Source organism: Streptomyces scabichelini (genome assembly GCF_011045015.1).
Lineage (GTDB): Bacteria > Actinomycetota > Actinomycetes > Streptomycetales > Streptomycetaceae > Streptomyces > Streptomyces scabichelini.
Genome location: NZ_JAAKZY010000114.1, coordinates 1 through 12,583, shown reverse-complemented (window position 1 = coordinate 12,583; position 12,583 = coordinate 1). Strand labels below are relative to the sequence as shown.

The 12,583-nt window shown below is 68.3% G+C and carries 11 protein-coding genes; 6 read left to right on the top strand and 5 right to left on the bottom strand.

Features of this window, described 5'->3' with window-relative positions:
• Positions 1-191 precede the first annotated feature (191 nt).
• Positions 192-956: a GntR family transcriptional regulator gene (locus tag G5C60_RS30070; RefSeq protein WP_165264134.1), complete on the bottom strand. Its 765-nt coding sequence runs from the start codon at positions 954-956 to the stop codon at positions 192-194.
• Between the two features lie 355 nt (positions 957-1,311).
• On the opposite strand from G5C60_RS30070, the gene G5C60_RS30065 reads away from it, so the two are divergent.
• The 4 genes from G5C60_RS30065 (at position 1,312) to G5C60_RS30050 (ending at position 6,211) form a co-directional block, all read left to right on the top strand.
• Positions 1,312-2,589: an extracellular solute-binding protein gene (locus tag G5C60_RS30065; RefSeq protein ID WP_165264133.1), complete on the top strand. Its 1,278-nt coding sequence runs from the start codon at positions 1,312-1,314 to the stop codon at positions 2,587-2,589.
• 80 nt (positions 2,590-2,669) lie between these two features.
• Positions 2,670-3,683 (top strand): carbohydrate ABC transporter permease, encoded by a 1,014-nt coding sequence (locus G5C60_RS30060; protein ID WP_165264132.1) that lies wholly within the window; start codon positions 2,670-2,672, stop codon positions 3,681-3,683.
• Positions 3,680-4,510: an ABC transporter permease subunit gene (locus G5C60_RS30055; protein ID WP_165264131.1), complete on the top strand. Its 831-nt coding sequence runs from the start codon at positions 3,680-3,682 to the stop codon at positions 4,508-4,510. The genes G5C60_RS30060 and G5C60_RS30055 overlap by 4 nt, the downstream gene beginning before the upstream one ends.
• Positions 4,511-4,561: 51 nt before the next feature.
• A complete protein-coding gene (locus G5C60_RS30050) occupies positions 4,562-6,211 on the top strand; it encodes a glycoside hydrolase family 3 protein (RefSeq protein ID WP_165264130.1) in 1,650 nt (549 codons plus the stop codon).
• Positions 6,212-6,390: 179 nt separating this feature from the next.
• Here G5C60_RS30050 and nagB read toward each other — a convergent pair whose 3' ends face one another.
• Complete coding sequence (nagB, locus tag G5C60_RS30045; protein ID WP_165264129.1) at positions 6,391-7,176, bottom strand: glucosamine-6-phosphate deaminase; 786 nt, start codon at positions 7,174-7,176, stop codon at positions 6,391-6,393.
• 129 nt (positions 7,177-7,305) lie between these two features.
• On the bottom strand, positions 7,306-8,058 hold the full coding sequence (locus G5C60_RS30040) for an SDR family oxidoreductase (protein WP_165264128.1): 753 nt from the start codon (positions 8,056-8,058) through the stop codon (positions 7,306-7,308).
• Between the two features lie 95 nt (positions 8,059-8,153).
• Here G5C60_RS30040 and G5C60_RS30035 point away from each other — a divergent pair, with 95 nt between their 5' ends.
• A complete protein-coding gene (locus G5C60_RS30035) occupies positions 8,154-8,813 on the top strand; it encodes a TetR/AcrR family transcriptional regulator (RefSeq protein ID WP_165264127.1) in 660 nt (219 codons plus the stop codon).
• A gap of 446 nt (positions 8,814-9,259) precedes the next feature.
• Positions 9,260-10,726, top strand: coding sequence for a sensor histidine kinase (locus tag G5C60_RS30030; protein WP_165264150.1), 1,467 nt, complete (start codon positions 9,260-9,262; stop codon positions 10,724-10,726).
• A 197-nt stretch (positions 10,727-10,923) separates the two neighbouring features.
• Here the strand turns inward: G5C60_RS30030 and G5C60_RS30025 are convergent, their stop codons facing one another.
• Together G5C60_RS30025 and G5C60_RS30020 are read right to left on the bottom strand one after the other, a co-directional pair.
• Positions 10,924-11,181: a WhiB family transcriptional regulator gene (locus G5C60_RS30025; RefSeq protein ID WP_016639615.1), complete on the bottom strand. Its 258-nt coding sequence runs from the start codon at positions 11,179-11,181 to the stop codon at positions 10,924-10,926.
• A 317-nt stretch (positions 11,182-11,498) separates the two neighbouring features.
• Positions 11,499-12,467: a diacylglycerol/lipid kinase family protein gene (locus G5C60_RS30020; RefSeq protein ID WP_165264126.1), complete on the bottom strand. Its 969-nt coding sequence runs from the start codon at positions 12,465-12,467 to the stop codon at positions 11,499-11,501.
• Positions 12,468-12,583 lie beyond the last annotated feature (116 nt).

Here is a 12,583-nt window from a genome sequence, read left to right as displayed (position 1 = left end):
CCTCCCGTCCATGAGTGACGGGGGGACCGTAGAACAGGAACGGGATCTCCGCTACACCGCGTGCATCACCTCACGCGGGTTACTCCTGAGGCCGCTTCAGCCGCGCCACGCTGCATTGTCCCGGGGGCTGTGACATTGGCGGCTCCGCCGCGGGCCCCGGACCCCCGGCCGATCCAGCCCTCACCGTGGCTCTAATCCGCAGGCCGCTTGAGCCGCGCCACGAACTTGTACCGGTCGCCCCGGTACACCGACCGGACCCACTCGACCGGCTGGCCGTCCTTGTCCAGTGAGTGCCGCGACAGCATCAGCATGGGCAGGCCCACGTCGGTGCCGAGCAGGCCGGCCTCGCGGGGGGTGGCCAGCGAGGTCTCGATGGTCTCCTCGGCCTCGGCGAGATGGACGTCGTACACCTCGGCCAGCGCCGTGTACAAGGACGTGTACTTGGCCAGTGACCTGCGCAGCGCCGGAAAGCGCTTCGCGGACAGGTGCGTCGTCTCGATCGCCATCGGCTCGCCGTTGGCCATACGCAGCCGCTCGATGCGCAGCACGCGACCGCCCGCCGCGATGTCGAGCAGCCCGGCCAGGGTGTCGTCGGCGGTGATGTAGCCGATGTCCAGGAGCTGCGAGGTGGGTTCGAGGCCCTGGGCCCTCATGTCCTCGGTGTACGAGGTGAGTTGGAGTGCCTGCGAGACCTTCGGCTTGGCGACGAAGGTGCCCTTGCCCTGGATGCGTTCGAGCCGTCCCTCGACCACGAGCTCCTGGAGAGCCTGGCGGACGGTGGTGCGTGAGGTGTCGAACTCGGCGGCGAGAGTGCGCTCGGGGGGTACGGACGTGCCGGGCGGCAGTGTCTCCGTCATGTCGAGCAGATGCTTCTTGAGGCGGTAGTACTTGGGCACGCGCGCGGTACGGATGGGGGACCCACCCTCGTTCTCCGCACTGCTGACGTCGGTGCTCATCCTCTGCCTTCCGGCTCCGGGTGCCGATGGGGCCGACGTATGCGTCGGCCACGGCTCACATCGTGGCACGGCTTGTGGCGCGAGTGTCCGCTCGCACGCTCCGTGATCCCTCTGTATACCGCCGCGGACTCCTGTTGGTCTAGTCCACCCTGTGGTGGTCGCGCCGGAGTGGTCCACTTCCGGATGCGCGGGCGGACCTGCTCTTTTCGCTGCCTTCCTGCTTAAAGGTTCTTGCATATGTAGTTCGCGTAACGGACGTCCGGGACGGGCTTGTTCACCCTTGACACCCCCCTAGGTCTAGTCCAAGCTCCCCCTACTGGTCTACACCACTGAGGGCCAGGCGAGGAGGGGTGTCATGCAGCGCAAGCTCATCGCGGCCGTCGGTGTCGCGGGCATGTTGATGTCGGTCGCGGCCTGTGGCGGCGACGACGGTGACAGCGGGAAGAAGGCGGGGGCCGACGGCTTCAAGGGCGAGACCCTGACCGTCTGGGCCATGGACGGCTCGACGCCGCCGAACTGGACCAAGGACCTGACCGCCGCCTTCGAGAAGAAGACCGGCGCCACGCTGAAGTTCGAGACCCAGAAGTGGGACGGGATCCAGCAGAAGATCACCACCGCCCTCTCCGAGTCGACCCCGCCGGACGTCATCGAGGTCGGCAACACCCAGACCCCGGCGTACGCGGCCACCGGCGGCCTCGCCGACCTCAGCGACCTCAAGAGCGAGATCGGCACCGACTGGTCCGAGAACCTCAACGAGTCCGCGGTGTACGAGGACAAGCAGTACGCGGCGCCCTGGTACTTCGCCAACCGCGTTGTCATCTACAACAAGAAGGTCTGGGCCGACGCCGGCATCAAGGACACCCCGAAGACCCGGGACGAGTTCTTCGACGCCCTGGAGACCATCGAGAAGAAGACCGACGCCGAGCCCCTCTACCTGCCCGGCCAGAACTGGTACTTCTTCGACGGCCTCACCATCGGGCAGGGCGCCGACCTGGTGAAGAAGGAGGGGGACAAGTACGTCTCCAACCTCTCCGACCCCAAGGTCGGCCAGGCCATGGAGATCTACAAGAAGTACCAGTCGTTCTCCAAGGCCCCCAAGGACAAGGACGAGGCGACCCCGCAGCAGGCCGAGGTCTTCGCCAAGGGCGACGTCGGCGCCTTCATCGGCATGGGCTGGGAGGCCGGCACGGCCATCGCCGCCAACAAGAAGATCGAGAAGGACATCGGCTACTTCACCATCCCCGGTGAGACTGCCGACAAGCCCGAGGGCGTCTTCCTCGGCGGCTCCAACCTCGCGGTGGCCGCGGGCAGCAAGAAGCAGGAACTCGCCCAGGAGTTCCTGAAGATGGCACTGTCCGACAAGTTCGAGGGCGCGCTCGCCAAGGAGAACGGCGTCATCCCGAACAAGGAGTCGCTCAACTCCGTCCTGGTCGGCAACGTCGTCGCCGAGGCCGCCGCCCCGGCCGCCGCGCAGGGCGGCACCACGCCGCTGATCCCCGCGTGGGCCGCCGTGGAGAACACGCCGAACCCGATCAAGACGTACATGACCGCGGTCCTGAAGGGGAAGTCGCCCGCCGACGCCGCCCAGCAGGTCGAGGACGAGATCAACGACCGGCTCTCGCAGAGCAGCTGATCACCTTCGCGCCGGGGGACGGGTGACCGTCCCCCGGCGCGCACCTGCAAGTGCCAGTGCGATCCGGAGAGATGGCGAGCATGTCAGTGCAGACCGAACGCACGGACACGGAGGCGGACACGGCCGCGGCGTCCGGTGTCCCCAAGAACCCCGGCGTCCGTAAGACCGAGACACCTCCGTCCGGCCCGGGCCCCGCCGGCGGGCGCCGCGGAGCCCCCGCCCCGTACCTTCTCCTGCTGCCCGCGCTGCTCGCCACCGTGGTGCTGCTCGGCTGGCCGCTGGTCAAGAACGGCATGCTGTCGTTCCAGAACCTCAACCCGCGCCAGCTGATCCTCCATCTCACCGAGTGGAACGGCGTCGCCAACTACACAGAGGTCCTGGGCAGTTCGGAGTTCTGGAAGGTCGTCCAGCGGACGGTCGTCTTCACCGCCGTCAACGTCGTCCTCATCATGGTGTTCGGCACGCTCGTCGGCCTCCTCCTGGCCCGGCTCGGCAAGCGCATGCGGCTGCTGCTGATGCTCGGCCTCGTCCTCGCCTGGGCGATGCCGGTGATCGCCGCGACCACCGTCTACCAGTGGCTGTTCGCCCAGCGCTTCGGCGTCGTCAACTGGCTGCTGGCCAAGGCGGGCTGGGAGTCGATGGCCGACTACAACTGGTTCGGCACGCAGTTCTCCACCTTCTCCGTGATCACGCTGCTGATCGTCTGGCAGTCCATCCCGTTCGTGGCGATCAACCTGTACGCCGCCACGACCACGATCCCCAAAGAGCTGTACGAGGCCGCCTCGATCGACGGGGCTGGTGTGTGGAAGAGCTTCACCTGGGTGACCTTCCCGTTCCTGCGGCCTTTCCTGTGGGCCACGACCTTCCTGGAAGTCATCTGGGTCTTCAAGGCGTTCCCGCAGATCTTCGCGATGAACGAGGGCGGCCCCGACCGGCTCACCGAGACCCTGCCGATCTACGCGTTCGTCGAGGGCCCCGGCAACCAGCACTTCGGCATGGGCGCGGCCATCTCGTTCCTGACGATTCTGATTCTGCTCGGCCTGACCGCGTACTACCTGCGTACCGTTCTCAAGCAAGAGGAGGACGAGCTGTGAAACGCTCCCTGCCGGCCCGCCTGTGGCCCAACGCGACCGCGATCGTCCTCTTCGTCGTCTTCGCGTTCCCCGTCTACTGGATGTTCGCGACCTCGCTGAAGCCGACCGGCGACATCATCGCGGACGACCCGGTCTTCCTGCCGACCGACATCACCTTCGACCACTTCCAACGGGCCATGGACGCCGACCACTTCTGGACGCTGGTCGGCAACTCCCTGACGGTGACCGTGCTTTCGGTGGTCTTCTCCCTCGTCATCGCGCTGCTGGCGTCCTTCGCGCTGGCCCGGATGCGGTTCAAGGGGCGGCGCGGCTTCATCCTGACCTTCATGATCGCGCAGATGGCTCCCTGGGAGGTCATGGTCATCGCGATCTACATGATCGTGCGCGACGCGGACCTGCTCGACAGCCTCGTACCGCTCACGGTCTTCTACATGATCATGGTGCTGCCCTTCACCATCCTGACGCTGCGTGGGTATGTAGCCGCCGTGCCGAAGGAGCTGGAGGAGTCGGCGATGGTGGACGGCTGCACGCGTACGCAGGCCTTTGTGAAGGTCATCTTCCCGCTGCTGGCACCGGGGCTGATGGCGACGTCGCTCTTCGGCTTCATCACGGCGTGGAACGAGTTCCCGCTGGTCCTGATCCTCAACAAGGGCATCGAGAAGCAGACGCTTCCGCTGTGGCTCTCCAGCTTCCAGACGACGTTCGGCGACGACTGGGGGGCCACGATGGCGGCGGCCTCGCTCTTCGCCGTACCGATCCTGGTCCTCTTCGTCTTCCTCCAGCGCAAGGCCGTCAGCGGACTCACCTCCGGCGCGGTGAAGGGATAACGCCACCGATGACCACGTTTGCCTCCGCCGCGGTGAAGGGATAGCCACCCGATGACGACGATCACCACCGGCACGGACACGCTGACCCGCGATGCCCTCGCCGTCCTGCAGCCCGGCTTCACCGGGACCTCGGCTCCCCCCTGGCTGCTGCGGCGGCTCGGGGAGGGTCTGGCGTCGGTCGGCCTCTTCGGCCGCAACATCGCCTCGCCCGCCCAACTCGCCTCCCTCACCGCCCAGTTGCGCGCCGAGCGCGATGACGTCCTGGTCGCCATCGACGAGGAGGGGGGTGATGTCACGCGCCTGGAGGTGCGTACGGGGTCGTCGTTCCCGGGCAACCACGCGCTGGGCGCGGTCGACGACGTCGCGCTGACCCGGGAGGTCGCCTCCGAACTCGGCCGCCGCCTGGCGGCCTGCGGCGTCAACCTCAACTGGGCACCGTCCGCCGACATCAACTCCAACCCGGGCAACCCCGTCATCGGCGTACGCTCCTTCGGCGCCGACCCGTCCCTGGTCGCCCGGCACACGGCCGCGTACGTCTCGGGGCTCCAGTCGGCGGGCGTGGCGGCCTGCACCAAACACTTCCCGGGCCACGGCGACACGGCGGTCGACTCCCACCACGCGCTGCCGCGCATCGACGCGGAGCTGTCCGTTCTGCACTCCCGGGAGCTGTCCCCGTTCCGCGCGGCCATCGAGGCGGGCACGCGAGCGGTGATGAGCGCACACATCCTGGTCCCGTCCCTGGACCCGAACCGCCCCGCGACCCTCTCGCACCGCATCCTGACCGGCCTGCTGCGCGAGGAACTCGGCTACGACGGCCTCATCGTCACCGACGGCATGGAAATGCAGGCCATTTCCGGCACGTACGGCATCGAACGGGGCAGTGTCCTCGCCATCGCCGCGGGAGCCGACGCCATCTGCGTGGGCGGAGGACTGGCGGACGACGCGACGGTCCTGCGCCTCAGGGATGCCCTGGTGTCGGCGGTCCGCGCGGGCGAGCTCCCGGAGGAACGGCTGGCGGACGCGGCACGACGGGTACGGGAGCTGGCATCGTGGACGGCTTCGGCGGCGGAGGCTCCGGGAGCCAACGGCGCCTTCGCGTCGCCCGGCACATCCGGGGCCGGGGATTCTCCCGGAGCCGGCGGCCCCGCGGATTCGGACGCCGGCTCCGCGGATTCGGAGCTCTCCCCGCCCTCGGACCCGGGATCCGTGGCGGCCGAGGGCTCCGGGAGGGCCGCCGGTGCCGGTGCCGGCGCAGGCGTCGACGTCGGCCTGGTCGCGGCGCGTCGCGCGCTGACGGTCACACGGGGCAAGCACTTCGTGCCGGTCACCGAGGCGCCGTACGTCGCGGCCTTCACCCCCGTCGCCAACATCGCCGTAGGTGACGAGACCCCCTGGGGTGTCGCCGCCGAACTCCAGCGGATGCTGCCGGGTACGGAGACCGGGAGTTTCGCGGGGGAGCGGGCCGGTGCCGAGGCGCTCGCTGCCGCAGGGGCCCGCCGTGTCGTCGCCGTGGTCCGTGACGCTCACCGCCACGCATGGATGGCCGGCGCCCTGGACACCCTCCTCGCCGCCCGCCCCGACACGATCGTGGTCGAGATGGGCGTACCCCAGTCGCCGCCGCGGGGCTCGCTGCACATCGCCACACACGGGGCGGCCCGCGTCTGCGGTCTGGCGGCGGCGGAGGTCATCGCCGGGACGTGAGCCGCCTGCCGCGCTCACTCACACAAACGACAAGCGACAAGCGACAAGCGACAAACGAGAAGTGACAAGTGACGAGCGAAGGTGCCGGGTCCCCCGCGAGGGACCCGGCACCTTCGTACGTTTCGCACGCCCTGAACGCCCTCGTGCTGAAATGTCCTCGCCCTGAATTGACCTCGCGCCTAAATGCCCTGCCACTCCGGCTTGTTGGCATAGGTGTGCCGGAAGTACTCCGCGAACTTCAGCTTGGACGCGGCCGCCTCGTCCACGACGACCGTGGCGTGCGGATGCAGCTGGAGCGCCGAGGCGGGGCACACCGCGGCGATGGGCCCCTCGACGGTCGCCGCGACGGCGTCCGCCTTGCCCTCACCCGTGGCGAGCAGCACCAGATGCCGTGCCTCCAGGATCGTCCCGATCCCCTGGGTGATGACGTGATGCGGGACCTGCCCGATGTCACCCCCGAAGAACCGCGCGTTGTCGACGCGGGTCTGCTCGGTCAGCGTCTTGATCCGCGTACGTGAAGCGAGCGACGAGCACGGCTCGTTGAACCCGATGTGCCCGTCGGTCCCTATGCCGAGCAACTGGAGGTCCACCCCGCCGGCCTCGGCGAGCGCCTTGTCGTACGCCTCGCATGCGGCCTGCACGTCCGACGCCGTCCCGTCCGGCCCCATGAACGCACCGGGGTCGAGGCCCAGCGGCTCCAGCACCTCACGCCGCAGCACGGAACGGTACGACTCGGGATGCTCGGCCGGCAGCCCCACGTACTCGTCGAGCTGCGCTATTCGCGCCCGTGAGACATCCACGGCCCCGGCGCCCGCCTTCGCCGCCAGCGCCTCGTAGATGGGCAGCGGAGTGGAGCCGGTCGCCACACCGAGCAGGGCGTCGGGCTTGCGCCGGAGCAGCTCCGCCATGGCCTCGGCGATGAGCTCGCCACCCGCCGCGGCGTCCGGAACGATGACAACTTCCACGCTGGGCCTGCCGTTCTGAAGAGATCTGAGGAGATCTGAAGAGAGGGGACTCAACTGGGATCGGGGGGAGGCATCTGTGGTTTAGACCAATCTAGCAGAGTCGTCTTCCCGGCAGGAGAAGGGGGCAGGTCAAGTCAGTGAACCTCCCGTCGCATCCACCCAGCTCCCCGTGATCCACCGGCCACCGTCCGACGCCAGGAACGCCACCGCGTCCGCCACATCGGCCGGCGCCCCCACCCGGCCCAGCGCCGATATCGCCGCGGCCTGTGCCCACGCGTCCTCGCTCGCGTGCAGGAGCTCGGCGGTGTTGTCCGTGTCGATGATGCCCGGCGCCACGGAGTTCACCGTGATCCCCCGCGGGCCCAGCACCTTGGACAGGTCCCGGGTGAAGACGTCCAGGGCTCCCTTCGTCATCGCGTACGCCATCTTGTCGGGCATCACCGCGGTCCGCGCGAGCCCCGAGGAGATGTTGATGACCCGGCCGCCGTCCCGCAGCCGGCCGAGGCCGTGCTTGACGATGAAGTGCGGGGACTTCACGTTCACCGCGAAGACCCTGTCGTACTCCTCCTCGTCGATCTCCCCGAGCGGACGTGACGTTCCGATCCCGGCGTTGTTCACCAGGATGTCCAGTCCGTCCGCGTGCCGGTCGAACTTCTCCCACAGGGCCTCGGCGTCCCCCGGCAGTCCCAGCTCGACCCCGATCGCGAACGCCGATCCGCCCGTCGCCTCGATCGCGGCGACCGTCTCCTTCGCCGCCGCCTCATTGCGCCCGTAGTGCACCCCGACCCGCGCCCCGTCGCGCCCCAGCCGCTCGGCGATACCCCGCCCGATACCCCTGCTGCCACCCGTCACCAGTGCCGTCCTGCCCGCAAGCACGCCCATGCCGACGCCCCTCCAAAATTCTCTAGCGGTCGCTACAGAAAAGACCGTACAACAGGCCGCCGACATTTCTCTAGTGCCCGCTATAAAATGAACCCATGGTGACGAAACCCGAGACCGACCGCGAGACGAAACCGCAGGCCACGCCGGACGCAAGCCGCGGCCGGGCCAAGCATCGCGGCCGCCCCCGGTCCTTCGACCGCGAGACCGCGCTGGAGAAGGCGATCCTCGCCTTCTGGGAGCGGGGCTACGAAGCGACCTCGGTCTCCGATCTCACCAAGGTCATGGGCATCGGCGCCCCCAGCCTGTACGCGGCCTTCGGCGACAAGCGTTCGCTCTTCGGCGAGGTCGTGCGCGAGTACGGCGCGAGGTACGGCTCGTTCGGCGACCGGGCCCTCGTCGAGGAGCCGACGGCCCGCGCCGCGGTGGAACGGATGCTGCGCGAGGCGGCGGCCGAGTACACCGAGCCGGGCCGCCCGCGAGGCTGCCTCGTCATCCACGCGGCGACCAACTGCACCACCCCCGAGGTGGAGGAGTCCCTGCGCGAGCGGCGCAACGCCAACATCGCCGCCATAGAGAGCCGTATAAGAGCCGGCATCGCCGCAGGTGAGCTGCCCGCGGACGTCGACGCCGCAGCCCTCGCCCGGCACGTCGGAGCCATGATCCAGGGCATGTCCCAGCAGGCCCGCGACGGAGCCACCAAAGAAGAACTGGAGGCGCTCGCCGGACTTGCCCTGACAATCTGGCCCCGCTCGTGAGCCGTTCGGGGTTAGGCTGCGTGGTGGAAAGTGGGCGTGAGGTTGTTGGATAAAGAGACAACAACAAACAACTGCCAACGCATGGACAGGCGTGAGTGGTCTAGTCCACAATGTGTAGACAAAGCTTGAGCATGCAACTGAATGATCAAGCTCTGACCGACCAAGCCTCCGTCTTCCCCGCACAGGAAGACGGACCGAGGAACCGGGGCTCTCTGCCCTGACTGCGCCGGCTCCTCATCCTTCGGCCGACCGGGGCCGCACACCCCACGGCCGATGCTGCTCCGGGCTGCGGTGCCGGGAGGGTTGAGGGTCCCTCTCAGGCGCCGCGGCCCGCGGGTGTTTCCGGGGCCGTGTGAGGAGCCCTGTGAACCTGTGAAGAGGTCCCCCGAAGCCGACGATTTCGGGTCATGTCCGAGTGCCCAGGTACGCTCGCACTTGTGCCCTCCATGAACGACCTCGTCCGCCAGCACACCGCCCTCGGTGACTCCGACCTCGAGTGGCTCCATCTGCTGGTCTCGGAGTGGCAGCTCCTCTCCGATCTTTCCTTCGCCGACCTCGTCCTGTGGGTCCCCACACGCGACGGCACCCGCTATGTCTCCGTGGCCCAGATGCGGCCCAACACCGGCCCCACCTCGTACCAGGACGACATGGTCGGCCACCTCGTCCCGCGCGGCCGCCGCCCCATGCTGGACGCCGCCCTGGACGAGGGCCGGATCGTGCGCGAGGGAGACCCCGAGTGGCGCGAGGAGGTCCCCGTACGGGTCGAGTCCATACCCGTACGCAGGGAGGGGCGCGTCCTGGGCGTCATCGCCCGCAACACCAACCTGCTCACCGTGCGCACCCCCTCACGGCTCGAACTCACCTATCTCCAGAGCGCGTCCGACCTCGCCCAGATGATCGCGGCGGGCTCCTTCCCGTTCCCGAACCAGCTGGTCGACATGGACGCCTCGCCCCGGGTGGGCGACGGCCTGATCCGGCTCGACGCGGACGGCCTCGTCCAGTACGCGTCGCCGAACGCGTTGTCCGCGTACCACCGCCTCGGCCTGGCCGTCGACCTCGTCGGCCACCATCTGGGCAAGACCACGGCCGAACTCGCCCCGTCCCGGGGCCCGGTGGACGAGGCCCTGGCCAAGGTCGCCAGCGGCTGGGCGCCGCGCGAGTTCGAGATCGAGAGCAATGACGGTGTGATCCAGCTCCGCGCGATCCCGCTCAAACCCAAGGGCACCCGCGTCGGTTCACTGGTCCTCCTGCGTGACGTCACCGAACTCCGCCGGCGCGAGCGCGAGTTGATCACCAAGGACGCGACCATCCGGGAGATCCACCACCGGGTGAAGAACAACCTCCAGACGGTCGCGGCCCTGCTGCGGCTCCAGGCCCGCCGTATCGACTCCGACACGGGGCGCGAAGCCCTCGAAGAGGCCGTACGCCGCGTCGGGTCGATCGCGATCGTGCACGAGACGCTGTCTCAGAACCTGGACGAGCGCGTGGAGTTCGACGAGATCGCCGACCGTGTGCTCGCCATGGTCGCCGAGATCTCGCCGGGCAAGGTCACGGGCCGGCGAACCGGCCGCTTCGGCATACTCGACGCCGAGGTCGCGACCCCGCTCTCCATGGTCCTCACGGAAGTCCTGCAGAACGCGCTCGAACACGGCTTCCGCGAGGGCGACCGCGGCACCGTCGAGGTCTCGGCGGTCCGCGGCGGCACCACCAAGGACGCCCGCCTCCTGGTCACCGTCCAGGACGACGGCATCGGCCTCCCGCAGGGCTTCGACCCGCAGCGCTCGGGCAACCTCGGCCTGCAGATCGTACGGACCCTGGTGGAGGGCGAGTTGGGCGGTACGTTCGACATGGTCCCGGCCCCCGAGCGCGGCACGCGGGTGATCCTGGACGTCCCGGTGCAGGCGCACAAGTAACGCACCGGGCGCACAAGCAACGCACACAGGCGCACGTAACTCACACCGACGCACACAGCAATGAGCCCTGGATCACTTGTGATCCAGGGCTAGTGCTCGTGCTACGCATCGGGGGGTACTGCGCGCTGCGGCTCGGGGGCGGGAGATGCGTACTCGCCGTACGCGCCGCCAAGCTCAGGCTGTTGCGGGGCGGGTTGTCAGGCGGAGGCCTGACGGGCCCGGTTGCGGGCGGCGCGGCGCTTCATGGCGCGGCGCTCGTCCTCGCTGAGACCACCCCAGACGCCGGAGTCCTGGCCGGACTCGAGCGCCCACTGCAGGCACTGCTCCATGACGGGGCAGCGGCGGCAGACGGCCTTGGCTTCCTCGATCTGCAGCAGCGCAGGACCGGTGTTGCCGATGGGGAAGAACAGCTCGGGGTCTTCCTCGCGGCAAACGGCGTTGTGACGCCAGTCCATGGCTGCTACCTCTCCTTGGTATTACATGCGGGTTGCTTGTGAATGTGAACGCTTTCACGAATCCCTCAACAAGTGAAGGGCCGACTACCAGACGGACTGGCGTGGTCCTTGAAGTGAGGAGGGGTTCTGGCTCTCTGTGGGGCCGATTGTGCGGGCCGTCCCGAGCGCCACGTAGAGACTCGCAAACCTCAGCGGCGGATACAACCCCTTCTGGAAAGTTTTTTTTGATTCCTCGGTGTCGACTAGGTCACAGCCGTACTTCCATGGGGTGGACCCTGGCCTAAACGTTCGAGTGAAAGGACTTTAGCCCCTTCTGCTCACACAATCACACGCAGTGCACGGCGAACGCCTGTGAACGTCACGCTGGTACGCAGCCCCAGATGGTCACCGTCCATCTGGAGGGGCAGTGGCACCTTCGAATGCAAGGTGAAGTCCGTCAGATCATGCAGGGACAAAGCGTGCTTGCCGTGAGGGCCCCGCTCGGGGGACGAAGTGAGCAACTGCGTGGCATATCGGGCGACCGCGGCCGTGGACATCCGGCTGAGGCCCAATACGTCCAGGCCGGTTTCGAACGAGGCCTTAGGTGACGCATACACCGGGCGATTACCCAGATACGTCCAGGGCGAGGTATTGCAGACGATCGACATCACCAGATCGGACACCGGATCCTCACCGGTTCGCTCCAGCGTGAGGGTGCCGTGCCGGCGATGAGGCTCGCCCAGGAACTGACGCATCGCCTGACGCAGATAAAGGGCGTGTGTGGAGCGCTTGCCGCGCTCGCGCTGCTGCTCGACCCGGCCTATCACGCCCGCGTCGAAGCCGAAGCCCGCGCAGAACGTGAACCAGCGGGACGGCACCGCCTCGTCCTCCGTGCCGGCGGTGCCCGCCGCGAGGCCCAGGCCGACCGTGCGCTCCCGGCCCTCGCGCAGCGCGTCGAGCAGGGCGCCGGTGGCCTCCACGGGGTGGTTGGGCAGACCAAGAGCGCGGGCGAAGACGTTGGTGGAGCCGCCGGGGACGACGGCGAGGCGGGGCAGACGGTCGGGGTCGGGGCCCTGGTGCAGCAGACCGTTCACGACCTCGTTGACCGTGCCGTCGCCGCCGAGGGCCACGATCAGTTCGATGTCCTTGCTCTCCGCCGCCTGCCGGCCGAGGTCCCGGGCGTGCCCGCGGTACTCGGTGGTGACCGCCTCGAGCTTCATCTCGCTCGCCAGGGCATGGATCAAGACGTCACGCGTGCGTGCGCTTGTGGTAGTAGCTGCCGGATTGACCACGAGAAGTGCACGCATGCGATGCAGCGTACCTACCGAAGGTTCTCGACCCATACAGAGGTGGGGATCGGGCGGCCGGGGGGCGTGGGCCGAGGGATACCCTTCAGAAGTGAGCTCTGCGCAGACCCCCACCC

Coding starts and splice junctions, on each gene's coding strand:
- G5C60_RS30070 (WP_165264134.1), bottom strand. CDS start 956: ATGAGCACCGACGTCAGCAGTGCGGAGAACGAGGGTGGGTCCCCCATC.
- G5C60_RS30065 (WP_165264133.1), top strand. CDS start 1,312: ATGCAGCGCAAGCTCATCGCGGCCGTCGGTGTCGCGGGCATGTTGATG.
- G5C60_RS30060 (WP_165264132.1), top strand. CDS start 2,670: ATGTCAGTGCAGACCGAACGCACGGACACGGAGGCGGACACGGCCGCG.
- G5C60_RS30050 (WP_165264130.1), top strand. CDS start 4,562: ATGACGACGATCACCACCGGCACGGACACGCTGACCCGCGATGCCCTC.
- G5C60_RS30040 (WP_165264128.1), bottom strand. CDS start 8,058: ATGGGCGTGCTTGCGGGCAGGACGGCACTGGTGACGGGTGGCAGCAGG.
- G5C60_RS30035 (WP_165264127.1), top strand. CDS start 8,154: ATGGTGACGAAACCCGAGACCGACCGCGAGACGAAACCGCAGGCCACG.
- G5C60_RS30030 (WP_165264150.1), top strand. CDS start 9,260: ATGAACGACCTCGTCCGCCAGCACACCGCCCTCGGTGACTCCGACCTC.
- G5C60_RS30025 (WP_016639615.1), bottom strand. CDS start 11,181: ATGGACTGGCGTCACAACGCCGTTTGCCGCGAGGAAGACCCCGAGCTG.
- G5C60_RS30020 (WP_165264126.1), bottom strand. CDS start 12,467: ATGCGTGCACTTCTCGTGGTCAATCCGGCAGCTACTACCACAAGCGCA.